Source organism: Allobosea sp. P2_A10 (assembly GCF_056405115.1).
In genome coordinates, this window is record NZ_JBFUCS010000030.1 from 1 (window position 1) to 24605 (window position 24605).

Below are 24605 nucleotides of genomic sequence, written 5' to 3' on the forward strand. Positions count from 1 at the left end.
GGCCCTGGCCGGGCCCTGGCCGGTGACGATCGGAAAGCCCGGAATGTCGTAGATCGGCTTTTCCGGATAGAGCTCGGCGCATTGCCCGCCGACCTTGGGCAGGATGTCGACGAGGTGGGCGCGGATGTCGAGCAGCCCAAGCTCGAACACCGCAAACAACCCGCACGGACCAGCCCCAACGATCACGACGTCCGTTTCGATGACGTCGCCAGGGGCGACATTCTCGTTGGCGGTGGGGGTGCTCATGACGATTGTCCTCCGGGTCTTTCCAGCGACCACGAGGGCGTGCCGATGCCGTAAATTTTGCTGCGGCGCAATGCGGATGGCTTCACGCTTGGGCGATCACCGCGGAAAAGAGAAAATTCCGGCTGTCTCAGGCCCCGGTGTCAGCAACCAGATCTACCGCGACGATCCCGGCGACCGCGGCGGCCTCGTCATTGTCGGAGGTGTCGCCGGAGATGCCGACGGCGCCGAGCAGGGCTCCGGACTTGTCGCGGATCAGCACGCCGCCTGGCACCGGGACGAGCGAGCCGCCAAACGCATGGGTCGCGGCCTCGACGAAATAGGGGCGTTCCAGCGCCATCTTGTGGATCGCTCGCGAGCCGAGGCCCATGGCGACAGCGCCATGGGCCTTGCCGAGGGCGATTTCGCCGCGCTTCAGGCTGGTCCCGTTCTGGGCCGCGAACATTTTCTGCGCGCCGCGTGCGTCGAGGATCGCGATCGCGAGCGGCTTGAAGCCCGCCTTTTCGGCATGAGACAGCGCGGTGGACAGAATGGTCTGGGCCTGGGCGAGCGTCAGCATCGGAAAACTCCTGTGGTCGGGCAGGGCGCTTGTGCCAGCGCAGGGCGCGCTGGGGAAGGGCGCATTGCGCCCAAGCAGCTTTGCCCGTTCGTGGGGCCAAGCCGTGTTCGGGCGGTGCGGCATCGAGAAACCGTCTTGAACTTGTGGCCGCAAGTGGGCTTCATGGCCATCCAGAAGAATGGAGGAAGCCGATGGGTCTGTTCAGTTTCATCAAGGAAGCCGGTTCGAAGATTTTCGGCTCGAGTGCAGCGAAGGCGGCGACGGCCGACGAACTGACGAAAGACCTCGCGGGTCATGGCCTGCCGTCCGACGTCAAGATCTCGGTCGATGGCGACAAGGTGAAGGTCACCGGCAGCGCCATGACCACCGAGCAGGCTGAGAAAATCATTCTGGCGCTCGGCAACACCACCGGCGTGGCTCAGGTCGAATCCGAACTGATCGTCAACAAGGAGGCGCCAGCCGCCGTGTTCTACACGGTCAAGAAGGGCGATACGCTCTGGAAGATCGCCGAAGAGCATTACGGCAAGGGCCAGGGCGCGAAATACACCGATATCGTCAAGGCCAACACGCCGCCGGTGAAAAATCCCGACCTGATCCTGCCGGGCTGGGTGCTGCGCATTCCGCCCAAGGCCTGACGCTTCGTACGGTCATTGCTGTCGATCCCGCCCGCGCCCCTAGCGCGGGCGGGATCTCTGTTTAAGGGGTCATGAATAAAAAAGTTGCGGTAGCAACGATTTTGCGGCCCCGCGCTCTTGCATCCGCCGCCGCTTGGCGGGCATGCTGGCGGCAGAACGCGAAAAGCCGGGCGTTTCCTTTTGGAAAAACCGGCTGAAACGCGCGCCACCACAATCGTCCCTGGGAGGGGTCCATGACTTTCGATCGCCGCCGTTTCCTGACATTGGCCGGTTCGGCCGTCGCCGCGCCTGCCGTGCTGCGCGTCACCCGCGCCAACGCGCAGGAGGTGACGCTGAAGATGCATCACTTCCTGCCCCCGGTTGCCAACGGGCATGCCAAGTTCCTGAAGCCCTGGGCCGACAAGGTCGCGGCCGAATCGAACGGTCGCATCAAGATCGACATCTTTCCCTCGATGCAGCTCGGCGGCACGCCGCCGCAGCTCTTCGACCAGGCGCGCGATGGCGTCGCCGATCTGGTCTGGACGCTGCCCGGCAATACGCCGGGCCGCTTCACCGGGATCGAGGCGTTCGAGCTGCCCTTCGTGTCCAACAAGCGCGCTTTGGTGAACTCGCTGGCGCTGACCGACTATGCCGAGCAGAACCTCAAGGACGAATTCAAGGATGTGAAGCCGATCTGCTTCTGGGCGCATGATCACGGGCTGATCCACGCCAACAAGCAGGTCAAGACGATGGAAGACCTGAAGGGTCTGAAGTTGCGCTTCCCGACCCGGCTCGCCGGCGAGGCGTTGCGAACGATGGGCGTGAACGCCATCGGCATGCCGATCCCGCAGGTGCCGGAATCGCTGGCTCAGCGCGTCATCGACGGCTGCGTCGTGCCCTGGGAGGTCGTGCCCTCGATCAAGGTGCAGGAACTGGTCAAGTTCCACACCGAGATTCCGGGCTCGCCGACGCTCTATGTCGCGACCTTCATCCTCGCCATGAACCGCGCAAAATACGATGCGCTGCCGGCCGATCTCAAGGCGGTGATCGACAGGAACTCCGGCGCCTCGGCGGCCGCGATGGCCGGCAAGGTCTGGGACGAGCAGGCCGTCGTCGTCTCCGAGATGGTCAGGAAGCGCGGCAACACGATCACCGTGATCGAGGAGGCCGAGGCGGCGCGCTGGCGCAAGACCACCGAGCCGGTGATCGAGGGCTGGTTCAAGACCGCAAAGGAAAAGGGGCTCGACGGCGAGAAGCTGCTGGCGAGCGCCAAGGCCGCGCTGACCAAACACGAAAAGGCGGCCTGATCGGCGATATGGACGAGCTGGGGGACAGGATGCGGCCGTCCGGTTTCGACCGGGCGGTGCAGGCGATCGCGCTGATCGGCGGCGCGCTGCTGATCGCGCTCGCGACCATGGTCGTGGTCAGCGTGACGCTGCGCAGCAACCTCGTCGGCGCAGCCGGCGTGCCCGGCGATTTCGAGCTGGTGCAGATGGCGACAGCGATCGCCGCCTTCTGCTTCCTGCCCTATTGCCAGCTCCGGCGCGGCAACATCTTCGTCGACACCTTCACGCTGAAGCTGCCGCAGGGCTTCCAGCGCGCGATCGACGCCGTCTGGGACGTGGTCTACGCGCTGGTCATGGCGTTGATCGCCTGGCGGCTGACGGTCGGCGCGCGCGCGGCCTTCGCCAGCGGCGAGAACAGCATGGTGCTGCAATTTCCGGCCTATGTGCCGATCGCGATCTGTGCCGTGCTGGCGGCGCTCGTCGCCGTGACCTCCCTCGTCAGCGCCGTCAGGCTGATGAGGATCGAGGCGTGAGCGGTTTCTCGCTCGCCATCGTCGGTTTCGGCGCGCTGCTCGTGCTGATGATGATCAGGCTGCCGATCGGGCTGGCGATGATGCTGGTCGGCAGTCTCGGGTACATCCAGCTCAACGGGCTCGATCCGTTCCTGAACTATATCCGCACCACGCCATACCAGATCTTCGCCAATTACACGCTCTCGGTGATCCCGCTCTTCGTGCTGATGGGCGCTTTCGCGGAACGCTCGGGGTTGGCCGGTGATCTGTTCAAGGCGGCCTCGGCCGTGATCGGGCACCGGCGCGGCGGGCTTGCCATGGCGGTGATCGGGGCCTGCACCGGCTTTGGGGCGATCTGCGGCTCGTCGGTTGCGACGACGGCGACCTTTGCGCGCGCCGCCCTGCCGCAACTCCGGCAGTACCGTTACGACCCGGGCTTTTCCTGCGGCGTGATCGCGGTTGGCGGCACGCTCGGCATCCTGATCCCGCCCTCTGTCATCCTGGTCGTCTATGCGATCTCGACCGAGCAGAACATCGCAAAACTGTTCAAGGCGGCGTTGATTCCCGGCCTCATGGCGGCGACGTTCTACTGCATCACCATTGCGATCCGCACGCGGCTCGACGCCGATCTCGGGCCGGCGCAGCCGCGCATCGCCTGGGCCGACCGGATCAAGCCGCTTCTTGGCGTCGTGCCGGCAATGGTCGTGGCGCTCGTCGTGGTCGGCGGCATCTATGGCGGCGTGTTCACGCCGACCGAGGGCGCCTCCGTCGGCGCCTTCATCATGCTGGCGATCGGGGTGGTCCGGCGCACGCTGACGCTGGAGGGTATCGGCCAGGCGATCCTGCAGACGGCCGAGACCTCGGCGATGATCTTCGCCATCCTGCTCGGCGCGGAGGTGTTCAATGCCTTCCTGGCCCTGACGCAGGTGCCGACCGCCGCCGCCGAGATGATCGCGGCCTCGGGCTGGGCGCCCTACACCGTGCTGGTCGGGCTGCTGCTGTTCTACATCGTACTCGGCGGGGTGATGGACGAACTCGCCATGATCCTGCTGACGCTGCCGGTGTTCTTCCCGATCATCACCGCGCTTGATTTCGGCATGCCGCCCGACGATGTCGCGATCTGGTTCGGCATCCTCGTGCTGATCGTGGTCGGCATCGGCATGACCTGCCCGCCGATCGGGCTCAACGTCTTCGTCGTGGCGTCGCTCGCGCGCGACGTGCCGGTGACGAGGATCTATCGCGGCGTGCTACCCTTCGTGCTGTCGGACGTGATCCGTCTCGGCATCGTGGTGGCATTTCCGGCCCTCACGCTCTATCTGGTAAAGCTGCTGGATTGAGCGGGAGGCAAGCCTTGGTCGTCAACGATCTCGACATCGACGCCGTGAAGGCAGGCCTCGCCGACGGCTCCATCCTCGTCGTCGATGTGCGCGAGCCGCATGAATTCGCCGCTGGTCACATTCCCGGCTCGACTTCGCTGCCGTTGTCGCAGTTCGACCCGGCGGCGATTCCAGATACTCCCGGCAAGCGCGTCGTGTTCTCTTGCGCCGCGGGCGTGCGGTCGCTGCGCGCCCTCGAATTTGCGCAGAGCGCCGGGCTCGACGTCGACAGCCATTATGTCGGCGGCTTCAAGGACTGGGTTCTGAGGGGCGGCGCGATCGAGCGCTGAACCCTCGCGCCCATGGCTTTCTCCCATTCGGGACGTGCGCTGCGTGCATCGCAGCAATCGCCGGCTGGGGGCTGACGGATCGTCCGTCCTGTACCAACCTCTGATTTGACGATTTCCAAGGATAGCTGCTCATGCGCCCGATGAAGTTTGGATTTGGACAGCCCGTTCTGCGTGTCGAGGATCACCGGCTGACGACCGGAGCCGGGCGCTATACCGACGACACCGCCGTCGAGGGCGCGCTGCACGCCTTCGTGCTGCGCTCGCAATACGCTCATGCGACCTTCAGGATCCGCGACAAGGACACGGCCCGCGCCATGAAGGGCGTCAAGCTGATCCTGACCGGCGAGGACGTCGCCCATCTCGGCGATCTGCCCTGCAAGGGCCTGATCAAGACGCTGTCGGGCGAGCCGGTGAAGCCGCTGCCCGTGCCGGTGCTGCCGATCGACATCGTGCGCCATGTCGGCGAGGCGGTCGCCTTCATCGTCGCCGAGACGCTCGACCAGGCCCGCGATGCGGCCGAAGCGATCGACATCGAATGGACGACGCTGCCCTCGGTCACCGGGATCACGGAAGCGCTCGATCCCAAGGCGCCGCAAATCTGGCCCGACCGGCCGGGCAACATCGCCTTTGAGGCCGAGCAGGGCGACAAGGCCGGAACCGAAGCGGCCTTCGCCAAGGCCGACAGCACGGTGTCCGTCACCATCGTCAACAACCGCCTCGCCTCCAACTACATGGAGACGCGCGCCTGCATCGCGGAATACGACAAGGCCGACAAGCGCTGGACCCTGACGCTCGGCAGCCAGGGCAGCCACGGCACGCGCGACATCCTTGCGACCTACATCCTCAAGGTCGACCCCAAGCGCATCCGCGTCGTCACCCCCGATGTCGGCGGCGGCTTCGGCACCAAGATCTTCATGTATCGCGAATACCCGCTGACCATGGTCGCGGCCGAGAAGCTGAAGCGCCCGGTGCGCTGGGTCGCCGACCGCACCGAGCACTTTCTCGCCGACACCCATGGCCGCGCCAACCTCGCCACGGCCACCGTCGCGCTCGACAAGAAGGGCAAGTTCCTCGCCCTCAAGGTCGATCTTGCAGCCGAGATGGGCGCCTATCTCTCGCAATATGGGCCGTTCATCCCGTGGGTCGGCACCACCATGACGCCGGGCTGCTACAACATCCCGGTCCTGCATGTGCATTTTCGCGGCGTCCTGACCAACACCATGGCGGTCGACGCCTATCGCGGCGCGGGCCGGCCCGAGGCCGCCTATCTGATCGAGCGGCTGGTCGATGCGGTCGCGCGCCAGACCGGCAAGACCGTCGATGCCGTGCGTGCGCTCAACTTCGTCAAACCGAGCGAGATGCCGCACAAGACCGGCACCGGCCTGGTCTACGATTCCGGCGAGTTCGAGGGGCATATGCGCCGCGCCATGGAGGTGTCGGACTGGAAGGGCTTCAACGCCCGCCTCAAGACCGCGACCAAGGCCGGCAAGATTCGCGGCATCGGCCTGGCGTCCTATATCGAGGCGTGCGGCGGCGGCGGTCCGGAGAGCTCGACCGTGATCCTCGAGAAGGACGGCATGGTGACCGTTCTGATCGGCACGCAATCGAACGGGCAGGGTCATGAGACGGCCTATTCGCAGTTGGTCTCGCAGCATCTCGACATTCCGATGGACCGCATCCGCGTCATCCAGGGCGATACCGACAAGGTCGAGACCGGCTCGGGCACCGGCGGCTCGCGCTCGATCCCCGTCGGCGGGGCGGCGCTGAACAAGGCGACCGAAATCCTCAGCGACAACCTCAAGCAGCTTGCCTCCGAGAAACTCGAGGCCGGCGTCGGCGATCTCGAAATCGTCGATGGCGCGGTCCGCATCGTCGGCACCGACAAGGCGCTCGATCTGGCCGCCATCGCGGCTCTGCCGGGTGCGACCACGGCCATGCTGCGGGTGCACCAGAGCTGGACGCCGCCGGCGGCGACGTTCCCCAATGGCACGCATGTCTGCGAACTGGAGATCGATCCGCAGACGGGCGCGACCGAGATCGTCAATTACGTCGTGGTCGACGATTTCGGCGTGACGCTGAACCCGCTCATGCTGATGGGCCAGGTCCATGGCGGCGCGGCGCAGGGCATCGGCCAGGCGCTGATGGAGGAAATCCGCTTCGACGAGTCCGGCCAGATGCTGACCGCGACCTTCATGGACTATGCCCTGCCGCGCGCGGTCGATGTCCCGAACTTCCATTTCGAGACTCGCAACGTGCGCTGCGTCACCAACGCCATCGGCGTGAAGGGCGCGGGCGAGGCCGGCGCGATCGGGGCTTGTCCCGCGGTGATGAACGCGATGGTCGATGCGCTCGACCGCGCGGCGGGCATCAAGGCGATCGACATGCCGGCGACGCCGATCAAGGTCTTCAACGCCCTGAAAGCCGCAGGGTATCCGCTCTGACGCAAGATCTGACTTGCTTCAATGCAAGGGTGATCGCGCGAATGCGACTTGGCGTCGCGGTCGTCATGAGGTGATCTGGAAGCGTTCCAATCGGCGCCGCATCGAGCGCCGTGCAACGCTTGGGGATGACTACGCATGATCCGCTTCGCTCTCGCCGCCTTCGGCCTTGTATTGGGCTTTTCGGCCGTCGTCGCCCAGTCCGATCCGATCGCGGAGCGCAAGATGACGATGAAGGGCGTCGGCGCGGCCACCGGCCTCGGCGCAAAGATCGCCAAGGGCGAGGAAGCCTTCGACGCCGCCAAGGTGCAGGGCATCTTCAAGACCTATGCCGATGCCTCCAAGAAGATGCCGACGCTGTTTCCCGACACCTCCAAGACCGGCGGCGAAACCACGGCGTCGACGAAGATCTGGGAGGACCAGGCTGGCTTCAAGGCCGCCTTCGTCAAGTTCGAGGCCGACGCCACGGCCGGCGCTGCTGCCGCGACCGATCTCGCCGGCTTCCGCACCGCCTTTGGCAACGCGACCAAGAACTGCGGCACCTGCCACGAGACCTACCGCATCAAGAAGTGAGCCTGCGCAAGGTTGCGCATCTCCAGCCTTCATGACCTGATCGAGCGGGCGGCCCCCAAAGGCGGCCCGCTTCGTCGTCGCAAGCGCCGGACCTTTCGGCCGTGCCGGGCGTTCGTCGGAGGCTTGCAACAGGACAGACAATGCGCCGTATCCTGATCACGCTTGCCGTCTTCGCCGTGCTCGGGCTTGCCGGCTTCATCGTGCTGACCGACCCGCGCGTGGTCTCGCCGTCGCCCGTGATCGGCACGCTGCCGGCGCCCGACATCGAGAACGGCAAGCTGCTCTTTGCCGCGGGCGGCTGCTCCTCCTGTCATGCGACGCCCGGTCAGGACGACAAGCTCAGATTGGGTGGCGGACTGGAACTCGGTTCGCCGTTCGGCAAGTTCCACGCGCCCAACATCTCGCCGCATACGCGCGACGGCATCGGCAACTGGGGCGTCAAGGACTTCGTCGATGCGATGGCGACGGGCACCTCGCCGGCGGGCCAGCACTATTATCCGGCCTTCCCCTATACCTCCTACCGGCTGATGCCGCCGAAGGCTCTGGCCGATCTGTTCGCCTATATCCGCACGCTGACGCCGGTTGAGGGCAAGGCGCGCGACCACGAACTCGGCTTCCCGTTCAACATCCGCCGCGTCGTCGGCGGCTGGAAGCTGCTGTTCTTCGACGGAGCCGCGTTCAAGCCGGATGCGGGCAAGAGCGAGGAGTGGAACCGGGGCGCCTATCTCGTCAACGGGCCGGGCCATTGCGCCGAATGCCATTCCAACCGCAATCCGCTCGGCGCGATCGTCCAGGCGACGCGCTTTGCCGGCGGACCCGACCCCGAGGGCAAGGGCTGGGTTCCCAATATCACGCAACATCCCGACGCGCTCGGGAAGTGGTCGAAGGCCGAGATCGCCGAACTGCTCAAGACCGGCTTCACGCCGAGCTTCGACAGCGTCGGCGGCAGCATGGCTTCTGTGGTGCGCAACATCTCGCAACTGAGTGACGCCGACCGGCTGGCGATGGCCGAGTACCTGAAGTCGTTGCCGGCGGTGCTGGGGCCGGTGAAGCCGGCGAAGACGGGGAGTTGAACAACCGAGTTACGCCGCGTCCGCTTCTATCGTTTCCGAGATCGCCGACAGCACCAATTGGACATCGGCAGACGTCGGCTCGACATCGACGTCCCCGTGAACGATCCGGTTCCGCAGATCGATCAGCGACCGCATACGCTGTTCGAGTTGCGGATCGATATAGCCGTTCATTGCGAGTGCTTGCAGCACAGTCCCTGGCGTATGCGGCTTGCTATCCGTCGTCGGCGTCTTGGAATGAAGGGCCGCCTCCAGAAGCGACCATGCCATCACGAAAGCCGCGCGATTCTCTCCTTGGCTGATCATCTGACGCACTTCATCGACGCGGATGCGAAGCTTCGCGGGCGATGCTGGTGGGATCGCAAGGCGCTGCGCTCCGCTCGTGCCCATGAACAGGACGTCGAAACGCCAATCAGGACGTCCGTCGAAGAGCTTGCGAATCCGTTGCAGGGAATTCTGGATTGTCGCCGCATTTTGGATCTTCACCTCGATGGCGACGCTCAGTCCGGGCTTTTGAGCAAGCGCATCAGGTATGTAGGAACCCAGAAAATCGGGGAGATCGCGCGAATCGGGCGCGACCAGGAAGGTGAAACCCTGCTGCTCGTACTTTGCGCGAAGGCCTTCCAGGAACTGAGCTTCCAGTGACTGAACTGGAGCAACCGTCGTCATCAGAGGCGCCTCCAGCTAAGATCGTCATCCACGCGTATGTATACCACGGGCGCATCCTTATCCAAGGCTGCAGCCAATTGGTCGCTTGGAGCCGCAAATACCCAATCGACGTCCGGTTCGAACTTCTGAGAGACGACGCGTTCGACTACGCTATCGTCCGGATAGGCGATGCCGATCAGTGCATCCAATATCGGCTTTAGAATATTGTCGATATCGCCCTCTATGGGAGCGCTCGCAAAGTAGTAAATTGTGACCGCGAGAGGACGCTCATCGATGAATCCGAATTCGTCGGTTTCTCGTTGTCGCCGACGTGCCATCTCGAAGACAGTTTCTCGCCAGCGGTCTTTGGATCTGGTGCTCGCTCCAAGTGAGATCGGCACGCTCTCGATAAAAAACTCGAGCGGAAATAGCGTGTCTTGGTTCGGCATCCGCGCCTTCTTCCAAATGGATTGCTTGGTAAAATCGCCTCCGCCTACTCCATCACCGCCGCCTTGAGGATGCACACCATCAGCGCTGAGCCCGGCTGGTCGCCGACGCAGCGGACGATGTGGCGGCGGTCGCAGCGGTAGCGCAGGGTGTCGCCGGCCCTGGCGCGCTGGACGATGTCGCCGACCTCGACCTCGAACTCGCCGGATGTGACCGAGAGCGATTCGATCGAGCCGCGCTGATGGCCCTCGGAATCGAGTTCGCCGCCGGGCTCGGACTGGACATCGTACCATTGCAGCCACTCGACCGTCTTGATCCAGCCGATGATGGCGAGCCGGAGCTTGCCGTCCTCGGAGACAAGGATCGGCGTGTCGCTGCGGCTGGTCTTGTCGATGAAGGGTTCTTCCTCATCGCTGGAAAGTACGCGCTCGATCGAGATGTCCAGCGCCTGCGACAGCCGCCAGATCGTCGCCAGCGTCGGGTTGGTTTCGTTGCGCTCGATCTGGCTGATGATCGACTTGGCGACGCCGGACTGTTCCGCGAGCTCGGAGAGCGAGAGGTTGTAGGCCTTGCGCAGACGCTGGATCGTCTTGCCGAGCTGGCCTGAAATGATCTGGGCGCCGGATTCAAGTTCGCGGCCGCCGCGTTCCCTGGTCTCGATGCCCATGTCTCAGCTCGTCATTTCTGCCGGTCGTTTGCGAAAGCGAACGATTGTTTGTCTGAGCGGACAATGCCTTGTCGTGTCGCGAGCGGCAAGCCGGGTGTCGCAGACCGTCGGGCTCATGCGGCCCGCGTCGGGCCGACTTCGCGCTGCTCGCGCTTCAGCAGCCCGAGCTGCTGCTCGCGGAAGATCACATAGATCCCGGATGCGATGACGATCGTCGCGCCGATGAGCACCGTGGTCGCCGGCCAGTCGCCGAACATGAACCAGCCGATGGCGACCGCCCAGAGCATGGTCGAGTATTCGAACGGCGCGATCAGCGAGGCGTCGCCATAGCGATAGGCCTGGACGAGGAAGATCTGGCCGAGCCCGCCGAGGATGCCGACGCCGACCATCAGCCCGGCGTCCTGCCAGTTCGGCAGGTGCCAGCCGAGAAGGACCGTCGACAGTCCGAGCGCGCTGGTCATCAGCATGAAATAGAACACGATCGCGCCGGTGCCCTCGGTGCGGGTCAACTGACGCACCTCGATCGAGGCGAAGGCCGAGCAGCAGGCTCCCGCGAGCCCGATCGCCGCACCCAGCGCGGGGCCCGGAGCAAGGCCGTGGCCGACGCCGCCGATATAGGGCGAGAGCATGATCAGCACGCCGACGAAACCGATCGTGACCGCGCTCCAGCGATAGATCCGGACGCGCTCCTTGAGAACGAGGGCGGCGAGGACGACGACGGCGAGCGGCGCGGCATAGCCGATCGCAACGGAGTCAGACAGCGGCAGGAACTGCAGCGAGGCGAAGCCGCAGAACATGCCGGTCGAGCCGATGACGCCGCGCTTGAGATGGCCGCGCAGATTGCCCGTCCTCAGCGAAGCCACAACGCCGCCCTGCCAGGCGAGCCAGATCAACAGCGGGATCAGGGCGAAGAAGGAGCGGACGAAGACGATCTCGCCGGTCGGGTAGCGCCCCGCGAGCGCCTTCACGCCGGCAGACATCAGGGTGAAGACCAGAGCCGAAAACAGCTTCAGGGAAATGCCGAGGAGAGGAGACAAATGACCGGCGCGGCGGGAGGGCAGGATTGATCGCGAGTCGTGCGGGGAGCCTGCTTCTTAAACCATGTCCGACCTGAGCCTCAAAGCGCCCAATCCGCAACCCGGCCCGGCGGTCAGCGGGACGGGCGCGGCGATTTCAGAGCGATGCGAGGCGGACGAGTTCCGGTTGCGCCCGCAAGCGCCTCGCTCTCGCGGTTCAGCGGTCAGAAGCTGCCCCTGAACACGCCACCATCGATCAGCAGGTTCTGGCCGGTGATGTAGCCGGCATGGGCGCTGGCGAGGAAGGCGCAGACATTGCCGAATTCCTCGGCAGTGCCGAATCGTTTCGCCGGCACGTCGGCCATGCGCGTCCTGGCCATGTCCTCGGGCGTCATGCCTTTCATCGCGGCCATCTTCGTGAGGCCGCTCTTGAGCCGGTCGGTGTCGAAAGCGCCCGGCAGCACGTTGTTGATGGTGACGTTGGCATGCGCGACCTCGCGCGCCACGCCGGCGAGGAAAGCCGTGAGGCCGGCGCGCGCGGCCGATGAGACGTCGAGCCCGGTCAGCGGCGTCAGCACGCTGGCCGAGGTGATGTTGACGATGCGGCCGAAGCCGCGCGCGATCATGCCGTCGACGACGCGCTGAACCAGTTCGAGCGGCGTCGCCATGTTCTGGATCACGCCTTCGAGCAGCGCGTCGCGCGACACATCGCGAAACGGTTTCGGCGGAGGCCCGCCGTTGTTGTTGATCAGGATGTCGGGCTCGGGCGCGGCGTCCAGCAGCGCGTCCTGGCCGGCGCGCGTCGAAACGTCCGCCACCACGGCGATGACCGTCGCTCCGGTGGTGGCACGAATCTGGCTCGCGGTGGCCTCGAGCGTGGTCGCATCGCGGCCATTGATCACCACGACGCAGCCTGCCTCGGCCAGCGCCTGCGCGCAGCCTCGGCCGAGCCCCTTGCTTGAGGCGCAGACGATGGCCGTGCGGCCGGAAATCCCAAGATCCATGATGTTTCTCCGAAATCTGATTGCCTCGACTGCGAGCCAGAGCACGGATCGCTGGTTTCGTCATCAAAGCGCAACGCAAATCAGACACACGCCGGCAGCATCGCAACCGGATGGGCGGGCCGCCATGAACGACGAGGACGACGCGAAACAGGTTCGCAGCATCTTCATTTCCGACCTGCATCTGGGCACGCGCGGTGCGCAGGCCGATCTCGTGCTCGAATTCCTGCGCGCCTATGACGCCCCGCAAATCTACCTCGTCGGCGACATCATCGACGGCTGGCGGCTGAAAAGCGGCTGGTATTTTCCCCAATCCCACAACGACGTGATCCAGAAGCTGCTCCGCAAGGTGCGCAAGGGCTCGAAGCTGATCTACGTCACCGGCAACCACGACGATTTCCTGCGCGACTTCACCGGGCTGCAGTTCGGCGGGATCACGCTGGTCGACGAGATCATCCACGAGACGGCTGACGGCAAGCGCCTGCTCGTGATCCACGGCGACCTGTTCGACCTCGTCGTGCGCAACGCCAAATGGCTCGCGCTGCTCGGCGACTGGGCTTATTCGGTGGCGCTCGCCTCCAACATGGTGATCAACCGGGTCCGCCGTACGCTGCATCTGCCGCACTGGTCGCTCTCGGCCTGGGCGAAGAACAAGGTCAAGAACGCGGTCAACTATATCGGCGAGTTCGAGACCTGCCTGGCCTCGGAAGCGCGCCGGCACCATGCCGACGGCGTCATCTGCGGCCATATCCATCACGCCGCGCAGCGCGAGATCGACGGACTGAGCTATATCAACACCGGCGACTGGGTCGAAAGCTGCACCGCTTTCGTCGAGCATCACGATGGGCGTTTCGAGCTGATCCGCTGGCCGCAATACCGGCTCAAGGGGGAGGCGGTGGCGCCCGCCGGGGCCAAGGCGCGTCCCGGAGCAGTTCCCGAACTCGTCGAGGCGGCGTGATGCGCCTGCTGATCGCCACGGACGCCTGGCGGCCGCAGGTCAACGGGGTGGTCAGGTCGCTCGAACGAATGTTCGAGGCGGGGCCGGCCTTCGGCGTCACGCCGCAGATGCTGACGCCCGAGGGCTTCCGGCAGGTCGGGCTGCCGACCTATCCCGATATCAGGATCGCGCTGGCGACGCGGCGCGCGGTGGCGCGGCGCGTCGCCGATTTCCGGCCCGACCATGTCCATATCGCGACGGAAGGGCCGATCGGCTGGCTGACGCGCGCGGTCTGCCTCGCCCAGAAACGCGCGTTCACGACGAGCTACCACACACGTTTCCCGCAATATGTCGCGGCGCGCTGGCCGATCCCCGAAAGCTGGAGCTACCGCTTCCTGCGTCGATTCCACGGTCCAGCAGAGGCGATCATGGTCTCGACCGCGTCGGTCGAGACCGAACTCAGGCAGCATGGCTTCGAGAAGATCGTGCGCTGGGGGCGGGGCGTCGATCTCTCATTGTTCCATCCGCGCCCCGAAAGCGTGCTCGATCTGCCCCGCCCGATCTTCCTCAGCGTCGGGCGCGTCGCGGTCGAGAAGAACCTCGACGCCTTCCTGTCGCTTCGGCTGCCCGGCAGCAAGGTCGTCGTCGGCGACGGGCCGGCGCGGGCCGATCTCCAGCGCGCCTATCCGGAGGTGACGTTCCTGGGCACGCGCGAGGGGCAGGATCTGGCGGCGATCTACGCCTCGTCGGATGTCTTCGTCTTCCCGAGCCTCACCGACACTTTCGGCATCGTCCTGCTGGAGGCGGCCGCGAGCGGGCTGCCAGTGGCTGCATTCCCGGTGCAGGGACCGCGCGACGTGTTTGCCGGCAGTGACGCGGCCGTCCTGAACGAGGATCTGCGGGCAGCCGCGCTGGCGGCCCTGCGCATTCCGCGCGAAACCTGCCTCGAACTCGCCGCCGGTCATAGCTGGCAGCGCAGCGCCGAACAGTTTTATGGCCATGTCCGGCGCGCGGCGTCGCGGGTGGGGCATCTGCCCGGCGGCGCGGCGGGACCCCGTCAGAGCATCACAGCCTTCGCGAGCGCGCATCTCGGGGAAGCGCCGGCGCCGGAGCGGCTCGGGGCTTGAGTTCGGCGCGGTACTGGTCGCGCCGCTCATGGACCGAGGCGATGACGAGGCCCATCGGCACGCCCAGCCCCACCAGGGCTGCTTCCGAAAGCTGAAGGCTCGCCTCGATCGTTTCGGGCACCGCGTCGTTGACGCCGATCTCGTAGAGATGGCGCGCATGGGCCGCGTCTCGTGCGCGCGCCACGATGACCAGATCGGGCCGCAGCGCGCGCGCCGCCAGCACGGTCTCGTCGACGACGCGTGAATTGTTGATGCTGACGATCAGCGCGGTCGCCTCCTCCAACCCGCACATGCGCAGGAAATCGGGCCGCGTCGCGTCGCCGAAGAAGGCCGGCCGGCCTGCCCGGCGCTGGGCCGCGATCACCACCGGGTCGGAGTCGACGACAATGTAGGGCTTGTTGTGCTCCTCCAGCATCGAGCTGACCAGCCGGCCGACGCGTCCGCAGCCGACGACGATCGCACGCTCGGAATGGTCGTCGGGCGGCAGGACCTTGGCCTCGTCGGGCATCGCGGCGGGGACGACGAGCCGCTGCGACCAGTTGCGCGCCAGCCGCGCCAGGAAGGGCAGCGCGACCATGGTCAGCGAGACGGCGGCGAGCACGAGGCTGGCGGCATTCTGCGAGAGCAGTTTCGCGACGACGGCGCCACCGATCAGCACGAAGGCGAATTCGCCGCCGGGCCCGATCATGATCGCGGTTTCGAGCGCTGTCGCCGGCGACAGCTTGAACCGGCGCGCCAACGCGAAAACGATCAGCGACTTGGCGGCGAAAAGCCCGATCGCGATGCCCAGGATGATGACGGGATGGGCCGCCAGCTGCGCCGGGTCGACGCCCATGCCGACAGTCAGGAAGAAGACGCCGATCAGCAGCGATTTGAACGGCTCGATCGTGACCTCGATGGCGCGGCGATATTCCGTCTCGGCGAGCAGAAGCCCCGCGATGAAGGCGCCCAGCCCCATCGAAAGACCGGCTGCCGCCGCGATCAGCCCGGTTCCCAGCGCGATCAGCAGGGTCGCGGCCATGAAGCTCTCTGAGGAATCGGTCGAGGCGACGAGCCGAAACAGCGGCCGCAGCGCGAGCCTGCCGATAATCACGATCGCCGCGATCGCGCCGAAGGCCTGCACCATCGCCTGCGCCAGACCCGCCAGCAGCGAACCGCCGCCGGCCTGCGCGCCTAGCACGCTGACGAGGAAGAGCAGCGGGATCACGGCCAGATCCTGGCAGAGCAGGATCGCGAAGCTGGTGCGCCCGGCTGACGAGGTCATGCGCCGCTTGGCCGAGAGCAGCTCGACCACCATCGCGGTCGACGACAGGGCGAGGCCGAAGCCGATGATGATCGAGGCCGCGGCCGGCTGGCCGAAAGCATAGGCGAAGACGCCGATGAAGCCCGCCGACAGCACGACCTGTCCGAGCCCGAGCCCGAAGACGAGCCGGCGCATCGTCTTGAGGCGCTCGAAGGAGAGCTCCAGCCCGATGACGAAGAGCAGAAAGGCGACGCCGACTTCGGCTGGCCCCGCCAGCGCTTCGGCGTTGGACACCGTGATCGCGCTGAGGAAGGGGATCTTGGAAACGAGGCCACCCAGTCCGAAGGGGCCTAGCAACGCGCCGCAGGCCATGAAGGCGACGATCGAGTTGACCTTGAAGCTCTTGGCGAAAGGCACGATGACGCCCGCCGTGGCGAGCACGACGACGGCGTCCTTGTAGACGGAAGGGTCAACGGTTCCGGCCAAGGCAAATCCCAGCGAGTCAGGCGTGAAAGTCTTGGCGAAGCTTGCGGTTTGCGTTGCGGCAATACAACCTTCCAGCGCGGGCCCTGGTCACGAAATATCGCCTGCGCCTGCGGCTTTAAGCCCTGCCGACCGTGCAGGAACGCCCCGCTTTTGCGGTTTCCGCTTTGACGTTTCATGGGCTAGCGTCGCCGGCATCGACCAGAAGGACTGTCCATGCGCTTTGCCGGCACCGAAAACTATGTCGCGACCGAGGATCTGACCGTCGCGGTCAACGCCGCGATCCGGCTCGAACGGCCCTTGCTGGTCAAGGGCGAGCCCGGCACCGGCAAGACCGTATTGGCCGAGGAGATCGCGCTCGCGCTGGGCGCGCCGCTGATCACCTGGCACATCAAGTCGACCACCAAGGCGCAGCAGGGCCTCTACGAATACGACGCCGTCAGCCGGCTGCGCGACAGCCAGCTCGGCGATGCGCGTGTCTCCGACATCGCCAACTACATCAAGCGCGGCAAGCTCTGGGAGGCTTTCGTGGCGCCGCAGCGCCCGGTGCTGCTGATCGACGAGATCGACAAGGCCGACATCGAATTTCCCAACGACCTGCTGCTCGAGCTCGACCGCATGGAGTTCCATGTCTACGAGACGGCTGAGACCATCAGGGCGGCCCAGCGGCCGGTGATGATCATCACCTCCAACAACGAGAAGGAGCTGCCCGACGCCTTCCTGCGGCGTTGCTTCTTCCACTACATCCGCTTCCCCGACGCCGACACGATGAAGGCGATCGTCGAGGTGCATTTCCCCGGCATCAAGAAGCGGCTGATGGAGGAGGCGCTGAAGCTGTTCTTCGAGGTGCGCGACGTGCCCGGCCTCAAGAAGAAGCCCTCGACCTCGGAACTGCTCGACTGGCTGAAGCTGCTCGTCGCCGACGAGATGACCCCGGAGATGCTGCGCGAGCGCGACCCGCGCAAGCTGATCCCGCCGCTGCACGGCGCGCTGCTGAAGAACGAACAGGATGTCTCGCTGTTCGAGAAGCTGGCGTTCATGACGCGGCGCGAGCAGCGGTAGGGCGGGTGCCCTATTTGGTATTTTATAGAATTGAGGTATCGGAGGTTCATTCATGTCAAAATCCGCCATCGAAAAGAATTCAAAAATAAGCGATCTTTCTGGAACTTTATTATCTCGTGAGAACTATGTAATCGGTGTGTTTCATCACATGCATGAATGCCGAAAAAAGGCTAGAACCGCCTATGTACGAATAGGCATACTGGGTTCAGGCAAAATACCGCATTATCGAATCGAATATGACGAGGTCGATCAGCAATATCCAATTCCTATTTATGGCGCGTTTAACGGGAGAAATCACAAAATACTGGCTGATGAAGACGTTTTGCAGGACAAAAATTGGAGCGCCGAGCGTATGAATTTTGAAGAGGTTCAGAATTTTTTGGGAAGCCTACGCGCTGATAAAAAGAGAAGAATCTAAGTTATGGTGCTTTCAGCGAGCCATTGATCTCGCAAAATCGCGGCTCCAGCACTAGGTTGCCAGCATGCGACGCCTGATGCTGCTCCGCCACGCAAAATCGAACTGGCCGACCGGCATGGCGGATCGCGAGCGCCCGCTTGCCGTGCGCGGCCGGGAGGCGGCGCCCGTGATGGGGCGCTATCTCGCCGAGGAACTGCTGCTGCCCGATCTCGTGCTGATCTCGCCGGCGCGGCGCACGCTGGAGACCTGGGAGCTGGTCGAGGCGATGTTGCCCGAAAAGCCGGGAACCCATGTCGAGCCGCGCATCTACGAGGCCAAGACCGAGCGGCTGCTGCATGTCGTGCAGGAGACCGAGCCGCAGGTTCGCTCGCTGCTGATGATCGGCCACAATCCCGGTTTCGAGGAACTGGCGGCGCTGCTGACCGGGCATGGCGACCGCTACGCGTCAGTGCGGATGAGCGAGAAATATCCCACCTGCGGGCTCGCCGTGCTCGATTTCGCCATCGAGGACTGGCGCGATCTCGCGGCCCGGGGCGGCCGGCTCGACAGGTTTGTGACTCCCGCGTCGCTCGGCGAAGGCCCCGACGAGTGATCGGCGCGATCCGTTGAGCCAGCCCTCCTATCTCGACGACGCCCGCAACGCCGCGCTTGCCTTCGGCGACAGCCTGCTTGGTCTGGCGCGGCCGCGCCTGCGGCTCGGCGTCACCGGGCTGTCGCGCTCGGGCAAGACGGTCTTCACCACGGCGCTGATCCAGAACCTGATCGAGGGCGCGAAGCTGCCGGTGCTGAAGGCGCAGGCGCAAGGCCGGATCGCGCGCGTCCGCCTCGTGCCGCAGCCCGACCCGGCGATCCCGCGCTTTCCCTATGAGGCGCATCGCGCGGCGCTGAACGGCCCGGAGCGGCGCTGGCCCGAATCGACGCGGCGTATCTCGGAATTGCGCGTCGAGATCGACTACGAACGTGCCGCCGGATGGTTCAAGGGGCCGGCGACGCTGACGCTCGACATCGTCGATTATCCCGGCGAATGGCTGCTCGACCTCGCGCTGATCGGGCAGGACTACAAGGCGTGGTCAGCGCAGGCGGTCGCCGATGCGCGCAAGGCCCATCGCCGCGAAGTGGCGTCGCGCTGGCTCGCCGATCTTGCGACGCGCGATCCGGCGGGGCCGGCCGACGAGCTTTCGGCGGAGGCCGCCAGCGACATCTTCAAGGACTATCTGGCAAGGCTGCGCGCCGATCCGGAAGCCGTCGCGGTGACGCCGCCCGGGCGCTTCCTGATGCCGGGCGATCTCGAGGGCTCGCCAGCGCTGACGTTTGCGCCGCTCGACCTCGTTCACGACACCGAACCGGGTCCGGGCACGCTGGCCGGGCTGATGGCCGAGCGCTTCGAGGCGTATAAGCGCGTCGTGGTGACGCCGTTCTTTCGCGATCATTTCGCGCGTCTCGACCGGCAGATCGTGCTGGTCGATGCGCTGGCTGCGCTCGACGCCGGCGCGCCGGCGCTGGCCGATCTGGAGACCGCGCTGGGGCAGGCGCTGGCGGCGTTTCAGGTCGGGCGCAACTCGTGGCTGTCGAGCCTGTTTGCGCCGCGCATCGAGCGCGTTCTGTTCGCGGCGACCAAGGCCGACCATATCCACCACAGCAGCCATGATCGGCTTGCGGCGGTGATGAGCCATCTCGTCGCGCGCGCATCGATTCGAGCACAGGGGGCGGGTGCGCAGGTCGAGACCATGGCGCTGGCCGCCGTGCGCGCGACGCGCGAGGTCCGCATCAAGCAGGGCCGCGACGAGTTGCCAGCGATCGCGGGCGTGCCCGAAGCCGGTGAAGAGGTCGGCGGCGAGATTTTCGACGGGATCGGCGAGGCTGCGATCTTTCCGGGCGAGCTGCCGGAACGGCCCGAAGCGGTGTTCGATCAGGGCGCACGCTGGCAGATTCGCGCGCCGCGCTTCCGGCCGCCGCTCGTCGAAGCCGATGCCGGCGGGCGAACCCGGCCGCCGCCGCAGATCCGGCTCGACCGGGCGCTGGAATTCCTGATCGGCGACAGGCTGGCGTGATGGAGGTCGTGCTCTCATGAACAAGGCTCCGCGCGCCGTGCGCCTCGATCAGGCGAGCGCCGATATCATCGGCGAGACGGCGTCTCGCCGGGGCGATGTCGCCATCCTGCCGGAGGCCGAGCCGGTCGATGCGGTGGAGCCGGCCGTTGTGCCGGTCGCGCGGCGGCGCTTCTCCTGGGGCAGCGTCTTCGTCGCCGGCCTGACGGGGTTCCTGACGCTCGCCATCGGCGTCTGGACTGAGAATACGATCACGGCGCTGATGACGCAAAATCCGGCGCTGGGCTATGCGGCGCTGGTCTGCGCCGGCATCGCGGCTTTCGCGCTTCTCGTCATGCTTGGCCGCGTGCTGCGCGACATCCTGCGCGAGCGCAAGGTGGAGGCGCTGCGGTTGCGGGCGACGGTGCTGCTGGGCAGAGGCAGCGCAGACGACGCCAAGGCGTTGGCCGGCGAACTCAAGGCGCTCTATGCGGCGCGCCCGGAAACGGCGGCGGGCCGTGCCGCGCTGGAGGAAGCATTGCCGCAGCTCTTCGCCGCGCGCGATGTGCTCGCCATCGCCGAGCGCAGCCTGATGACCCCACTCGACGCTGCCGCGCAGGCGCAGATCGCCAACGCGGCGCGGCGCGTCTCGCTGGTCACCGCGGTGAGCCCGCGTGCGCTGGTCGATGTTCTCTTCGTGCTCGTCGCCTGCGCCAGGTTGTTGCGGACGATCGCCGGCATCTATGCCGGGCGGCCGGGCACGCTCGGGCTGATCCGGCTGGCGCGGCAGGTGCTCGGCCATCTCGTCGTCACGGGCGGCATCGCGGCGGGCGACGCCGTCATCCAGCAGGTGCTGGGGCAGGGGCTTGCCGCGAAGCTTTCGGCCAAGCTCGGCGAGGGCGTGCTGAACGGTCTCCTGACCGCGCGCATCGGGCTTGCGGCGCTTGCGGTCTGTCGGCCATTGCCCTTCATCGAGGCGCAGCCGCCGACCCCGTCGGACGTCGCAAGCGACCTGACATCGTGGCGTGCAACGCCGGCCCAGACCTGAACGACCCGGCAGTTTCTGCCGGACGGGATCGAATCTGCCCGGTCGAAAACGCTGCGCAACGCTTCGGAAACCATCTAACCTGCTGAAATAAAACGCCCGACTGCATGGCACAGGCCGTGCAAAGCCAGCCTCGATGTTGTGGGCCGCCTGTTGGGCGCCGGTCGAGGTTGAGGGTTGCCATGGGTGTTTTCAGTGCATTGACGACGGCGGTGTCGGGCCTTCAGGCGCAGTCCTATGCGCTGGAGAACATCTCGGGCAACATCGCGAACTCCAGAACCGCGGGCTTCAAGCGGGTCGACACGACCTTCTCCGACCTGATCCCCGACTCGGCGCTGAACCGCGAGATCGCGGGCTCGGTCGCGGCCTACAGCAAGGCGACCAACACGATCCAGGGCGACCTCTCGGCCACCCGCATCGACACCAACGCGGCGATCAATGGCGACGGCTTCTTCGTCGTCGATCAGCGGGCAAGCGGCCTCGGGGCCAACACCCAGTTCGCCAACAGCAACCTCTACACACGGCGCGGCGATTTCGACTTCGACGCCAACGGCTACCTCGTCAACGGCGCGGGCTACTACCTCAAGGGCCTGAAGATCGACACCGTGACCGGCCAGCTGATCGGAACCCAGCCCGAGGTGCTGCGCATCACCAAGGAGCAGTTCCCGGCGAAGGCGACGACCTCGATCGAGTACCGCGCGAACATCCCGGCCTTCCCCGGCACGACCGAGGCCGACAAGACCATTCCCGGCTCCGAGCTGCTGCAGGCGCCCGGCGACTATCCCGGCGCCGATCCGCGCGCCACGCCGACCGGCACCGGCACCGTCGTCGGCAGCGACCTGACCAACTTCCTGAGCCAGTCGATCCCCGGCGGTTCGGTCACGGTCTATGACCAGCTCGGCAAGGCGACCAGCGTCGAGCTGCGCTGGGCCAAGACGGCCAACGTCTCGGCCGGCCCCCCGGCGGTCGCCGACACCTGGAACCTGTTCGTCGCCGAGAACACCGGCGCGACTGGCGCGGCGGTGGCCTATCGCAACACCAACCAGGCGATCACCTTCGGACCCACCGGCCAGCTCACGGCGCCGGCTGGCGGCAGCATCCTGCTGCCGACCATGACGATCGCCGGCACGACCATCACCGGCATCAACCTGACCACGGGCGGCAACGGCCTCACCCAGAACGGCGATGTCAGCGGCCAGATCGACGCCCGCAGCATCCGTCAGGACGGCTACACCGCCGGCACGCTCGACCGCGTCTCGGTCTCGGGCGAGGGCCAGGTGATCGGCACCTTCAGCAACGGCCAGGTCGTGGCGCTGGCGCAGCTTTCGGTCGCCCGCTTCAACGCCGGCAACGCCCTGAAGCGGCTCGACGGCGGCGCTTTCGAGGAAACCATCGAATCGGGCGCGCCGATCATCGGCCTTGGAACCTCGCAGCTCATCGGCGGCAATGTCGAGCAGTCCAATACCGATATCGCCGACGAGTTCTCGAAGATGATCGTCACGCAGCAGGCCTATTCGGCCAACACCAAGGTGATCACCACGGCGCAGGACATGCTGCGCGACGTGTTCGCCATCATCCGCTGAGCGGCACGAAAGGTTCGACGCGGCCCAGAACGGGTCGCGGTTGACGACAGGAGTTGACGATGGGCCTCAGCACATCCCTGGGCACCGCGATTTCGGGCCTCCAGGCCACCCAGATCGGCATCGGCGTCGTCTCTCAAAACGTCGCCAATGCCGACAAGGCCGGCTATGTCCGCCGTCAGGTCACGACGTCGGACACGCTGAGCGGCAATGGCGTCAGCACGACGTCGAACCAGGTCCAGCGCCTGCTCGACACTATCGTGCAGCGCCAGCTCTGGCAGGAAACCTCGGGCGCGGCCTACACCTCGACGCGGTCCAGCGTCCTGTCGGGGCTCGACCAGCTCTATGGCGCGCCCGGCAGCACGACCGCGCTCGATTCGGTCTACAACAGCTTCACCAGCTCGCTCCAGGCGCTGAAGAACGATCCCTCGTCCTACAGCCTGCGTTCGAGCGTGCTCGATTCGGCCACGCAGCTTGCCAGCAGGCTGAACGGCCTGTCGGACGGGGTCCAGACCCTGCGTTCGCAGTCCGAGGCCGGCATCGCCAACGCGGTGACCAAGGTCAACGAGCTCCTGAATTCGTTGACGAACATCAATGCCCGCATCGTCGGCAGTCCCAATGACGACGCCAATGCCGAGCTCAAGGACCAGCGCGACCGCGCCGTTGCCGAGCTCTCGCAGTATGTCGACATCAAGACCAGCGAGGATGCGCGCGGTTCCCTGAGCATCGTCACCGGCTCGGGCGCCCAGATCTTCGACGGCCGCCCCGCCGTGACCTTCGGTTTCGACGAGCGCGCGGGGCTCGATGCGCAATCGCAGTGGAGCGCCAACCCGGCCCTGCGCGGCGTCGGCACGATCACGCTGACCGACGGCAACGGCAACAAGACCGACGCGATCGCCAACAAGACATTCCGCTCCGGCGAGATCGCGGCCTATGTCGAACTGCGCGACAAGACGCTGGTGCAGGCGCAGGCGCAGCTAGACGAGATCGCGGCGCAGCTTTCCAGCGCGCTCTCGGACAGGGAAGTCTCGGGCACAGCCGTCACAGCCGGCGCGGCGACCGGCTTCGATGTCGATCTGACTGGCCTGCAATCGGGCAACAGCGTCACGCTCGACTACAAGGCGACGCCGGGCGGCACGCAGCAGCGCTTCACCTTCGTGCGCGTCGAATCGGGCGCGTCGCTGCCGCTGCCGGCCTCGGCCAGCGGCGATGCGAACAACCGCGTCATCGGCATCGATTTCTCCGGCGGCCCGGCCTCCGTCGCGACCCAGATCCAGGCTGCGGTCGGGTCCGGCTTCACCGTCTCGAACACTGGCTCCGTGCTGCGCATCGTCGATGATGGCGCGGGAGCCACGCGCGACGTCATCGGGCTGACCGCGCGGCCCAGCAACACCAGCCTTGCCTCGGCTGGCGGCTCGGCCGAGCTGCCCTTCTTCGTCGATGGTGGGCGCGGCAATGCCGCCTATACCGGATCGTTTGAGAACGGCTCCCAGGTGACGGGCTATGCCGGCCGCATCGTGGTCAATCCCGGCCTGATCGCCGACCGCTCGCGGCTCGTGGTGTTCGACACCGCGCCGGCCACCGCCCAGGGCGACACGACCCGGCCGGCGCTGTTGCTGGCGCGCCTGACGACGAGCCAGCGCGCCTTCACCAACGCCTCGGCGCTCGACGGCTCGACGGCGACAACGACCAATTCGGTCTCGAACTTCGTCCAGCGCGTCGTCTCCTCGCAGGGGCAGGCGGTCGAGGCCGCCAAGCGCCTCAACGAGGGCCAGCAGGTCGCGCTGGCCTCGATCCAGAGCCGCTTCCAGGACAGCGCCAAGGTCAATGTCGACCAGGAAATGTCGACGCTGATCGAGTTACAGACCGCCTACGCCGCCAATGCGCGCATCATCTCCACCGTCAAGGAGATGATGGACGTGCTGCTGCGCGTCTAGAGGACG

Annotated in this window: 24 protein-coding genes and 1 pseudogene; 17 read left to right on the plus strand and 8 right to left on the minus strand. The window is 65.9% G+C overall.

Annotation, left to right across the window (positions count from 1 at the left end):
• Together AC1DZY_RS24900 and AC1DZY_RS24905 are read right to left on the minus strand one after the other, a co-directional pair.
• Positions 1-246 (minus strand): annotated as a pseudogene (locus AC1DZY_RS24900) (ferredoxin--NADP(+) reductase); the annotation flags it as partial.
• Between the two features lie 127 nt (positions 247-373).
• Positions 374-802 (minus strand): GlcG/HbpS family heme-binding protein, encoded by a 429-nt coding sequence (locus AC1DZY_RS24905; RefSeq protein ID WP_476822843.1) that lies wholly within the window; start codon positions 800-802, stop codon positions 374-376.
• A gap of 191 nt (positions 803-993) precedes the next feature.
• Between AC1DZY_RS24905 and lysM the strand changes: the two genes are divergently transcribed.
• The 8 genes from lysM (at position 994) to AC1DZY_RS24945 (ending at position 8964) form a co-directional block, all read left to right on the plus strand.
• Positions 994-1437, plus strand: coding sequence for a peptidoglycan-binding protein LysM (lysM, locus tag AC1DZY_RS24910; RefSeq protein WP_476822844.1), 444 nt, complete (start codon positions 994-996; stop codon positions 1435-1437).
• A gap of 233 nt (positions 1438-1670) precedes the next feature.
• Positions 1671-2723 carry a TRAP transporter substrate-binding protein gene (locus tag AC1DZY_RS24915; RefSeq protein ID WP_476822845.1) on the plus strand — a complete coding sequence of 351 codons (1053 nt, stop codon included), beginning with the start codon at positions 1671-1673 and terminating at the stop codon, positions 2721-2723.
• An 8-nt stretch (positions 2724-2731) separates the two neighbouring features.
• Complete coding sequence (locus tag AC1DZY_RS24920) at positions 2732-3235, plus strand: TRAP transporter small permease (protein WP_476822846.1); 504 nt, start codon at positions 2732-2734, stop codon at positions 3233-3235.
• Positions 3232-4551 (plus strand): TRAP transporter large permease, encoded by a 1320-nt coding sequence (locus tag AC1DZY_RS24925; protein WP_476822847.1) that lies wholly within the window; start codon positions 3232-3234, stop codon positions 4549-4551. Before AC1DZY_RS24920 ends, AC1DZY_RS24925 begins: the two co-directional genes overlap by 4 nt.
• A 14-nt stretch (positions 4552-4565) precedes the next feature.
• The gene (locus tag AC1DZY_RS24930; RefSeq protein WP_476822848.1) at positions 4566-4880 is read left to right on the plus strand and encodes a rhodanese-like domain-containing protein; all 315 of its coding nucleotides are present in this window, start codon (positions 4566-4568) and stop codon (positions 4878-4880) included.
• Between the two features lie 131 nt (positions 4881-5011).
• Positions 5012-7321 (plus strand): xanthine dehydrogenase family protein molybdopterin-binding subunit, encoded by a 2310-nt coding sequence (locus AC1DZY_RS24935; protein ID WP_476822849.1) that lies wholly within the window; start codon positions 5012-5014, stop codon positions 7319-7321.
• Between the two features lie 135 nt (positions 7322-7456).
• The gene (locus tag AC1DZY_RS24940) at positions 7457-7891 is read left to right on the plus strand and encodes a c-type cytochrome (RefSeq protein WP_476822850.1); all 435 of its coding nucleotides are present in this window, start codon (positions 7457-7459) and stop codon (positions 7889-7891) included.
• Positions 7892-8031: 140 nt separating this feature from the next.
• Entirely contained in the window at positions 8032-8964 is a 933-nt protein-coding gene (locus AC1DZY_RS24945; RefSeq protein WP_476822851.1) for a c-type cytochrome, read from the plus strand.
• Between the two features lie 9 nt (positions 8965-8973).
• On the opposite strand, the gene AC1DZY_RS24950 is transcribed toward AC1DZY_RS24945, so the two are convergent.
• The 5 genes from AC1DZY_RS24950 to AC1DZY_RS24970 all read right to left on the minus strand — a co-directional run bounded on the left by AC1DZY_RS24950 (position 8974) and on the right by AC1DZY_RS24970 (position 12743).
• Positions 8974-9630 carry a hypothetical protein gene (locus AC1DZY_RS24950; RefSeq protein ID WP_476822852.1) on the minus strand — a complete coding sequence of 219 codons (657 nt, stop codon included), beginning with the start codon at positions 9628-9630 and terminating at the stop codon, positions 8974-8976.
• Positions 9630-10058 carry a RusA family crossover junction endodeoxyribonuclease gene (locus AC1DZY_RS24955; RefSeq protein ID WP_476822853.1) on the minus strand — a complete coding sequence of 143 codons (429 nt, stop codon included), beginning with the start codon at positions 10056-10058 and terminating at the stop codon, positions 9630-9632. The genes AC1DZY_RS24950 and AC1DZY_RS24955 overlap by 1 nt, the downstream gene beginning before the upstream one ends.
• A 44-nt stretch (positions 10059-10102) precedes the next feature.
• The gene (locus AC1DZY_RS24960; RefSeq protein ID WP_476822854.1) at positions 10103-10723 is read right to left on the minus strand and encodes a helix-turn-helix domain-containing protein; all 621 of its coding nucleotides are present in this window, start codon (positions 10721-10723) and stop codon (positions 10103-10105) included.
• A gap of 113 nt (positions 10724-10836) precedes the next feature.
• Positions 10837-11760, minus strand: a complete 924-nt coding sequence (locus tag AC1DZY_RS24965) for a DMT family transporter (protein WP_476822855.1) — start codon at positions 11758-11760, stop codon at positions 10837-10839.
• A 203-nt stretch (positions 11761-11963) separates the two neighbouring features.
• Positions 11964-12743: an SDR family oxidoreductase gene (locus AC1DZY_RS24970; RefSeq protein ID WP_476822856.1), complete on the minus strand. Its 780-nt coding sequence runs from the start codon at positions 12741-12743 to the stop codon at positions 11964-11966.
• A gap of 124 nt (positions 12744-12867) precedes the next feature.
• On the opposite strand from AC1DZY_RS24970, the gene AC1DZY_RS24975 reads away from it, so the two are divergent.
• On the plus strand, positions 12868-13698 hold the full coding sequence (locus tag AC1DZY_RS24975; protein WP_476822857.1) for a UDP-2,3-diacylglucosamine diphosphatase: 831 nt from the start codon (positions 12868-12870) through the stop codon (positions 13696-13698).
• A complete protein-coding gene (locus AC1DZY_RS24980; RefSeq protein WP_476822858.1) occupies positions 13698-14804 on the plus strand; it encodes a glycosyltransferase family 4 protein in 1107 nt (368 codons plus the stop codon). The genes AC1DZY_RS24975 and AC1DZY_RS24980 overlap by 1 nt, the downstream gene beginning before the upstream one ends.
• Here AC1DZY_RS24980 and AC1DZY_RS24985 read toward each other — a convergent pair.
• The gene (locus AC1DZY_RS24985; RefSeq protein WP_476822859.1) at positions 14743-16533 is read right to left on the minus strand and encodes a cation:proton antiporter domain-containing protein; all 1791 of its coding nucleotides are present in this window, start codon (positions 16531-16533) and stop codon (positions 14743-14745) included. The two genes, AC1DZY_RS24980 and AC1DZY_RS24985, sit on opposite strands and share 62 nt — an antisense overlap.
• 213 nt (positions 16534-16746) lie before the next feature.
• Between AC1DZY_RS24985 and AC1DZY_RS24990 the strand changes: the two genes are divergently transcribed.
• The 7 genes from AC1DZY_RS24990 to flgK all read left to right on the plus strand — a co-directional run bounded on the left by AC1DZY_RS24990 (position 16747) and on the right by flgK (position 24599).
• Complete coding sequence (locus AC1DZY_RS24990) at positions 16747-17592, plus strand: AAA family ATPase (protein WP_476822860.1); 846 nt, start codon at positions 16747-16749, stop codon at positions 17590-17592.
• A gap of 52 nt (positions 17593-17644) precedes the next feature.
• Positions 17645-18010, plus strand: coding sequence for a hypothetical protein (locus tag AC1DZY_RS24995; protein ID WP_476822861.1), 366 nt, complete (start codon positions 17645-17647; stop codon positions 18008-18010).
• 76 nt (positions 18011-18086) lie between these two features.
• A complete protein-coding gene (locus AC1DZY_RS25000) occupies positions 18087-18602 on the plus strand; it encodes a SixA phosphatase family protein (protein WP_476822862.1) in 516 nt (171 codons plus the stop codon).
• A gap of 13 nt (positions 18603-18615) precedes the next feature.
• On the plus strand, positions 18616-20061 hold the full coding sequence (locus AC1DZY_RS25005; RefSeq protein ID WP_476822863.1) for a YcjX family GTP-binding protein: 1446 nt from the start codon (positions 18616-18618) through the stop codon (positions 20059-20061).
• 16 nt (positions 20062-20077) lie between these two features.
• Positions 20078-21085, plus strand: a complete 1008-nt coding sequence (locus AC1DZY_RS25010; RefSeq protein WP_476822864.1) for a YcjF family protein — start codon at positions 20078-20080, stop codon at positions 21083-21085.
• A 179-nt stretch (positions 21086-21264) separates the two neighbouring features.
• Entirely contained in the window at positions 21265-22665 is a 1401-nt protein-coding gene (locus AC1DZY_RS25015) for a flagellar hook protein FlgE (RefSeq protein WP_476822865.1), read from the plus strand.
• Positions 22666-22724: 59 nt separating this feature from the next.
• Positions 22725-24599, plus strand: coding sequence for a flagellar hook-associated protein FlgK (flgK, locus tag AC1DZY_RS25020; protein ID WP_476822866.1), 1875 nt, complete (start codon positions 22725-22727; stop codon positions 24597-24599).
• The last annotated feature ends 6 nt before the right edge of the window (positions 24600-24605 follow it).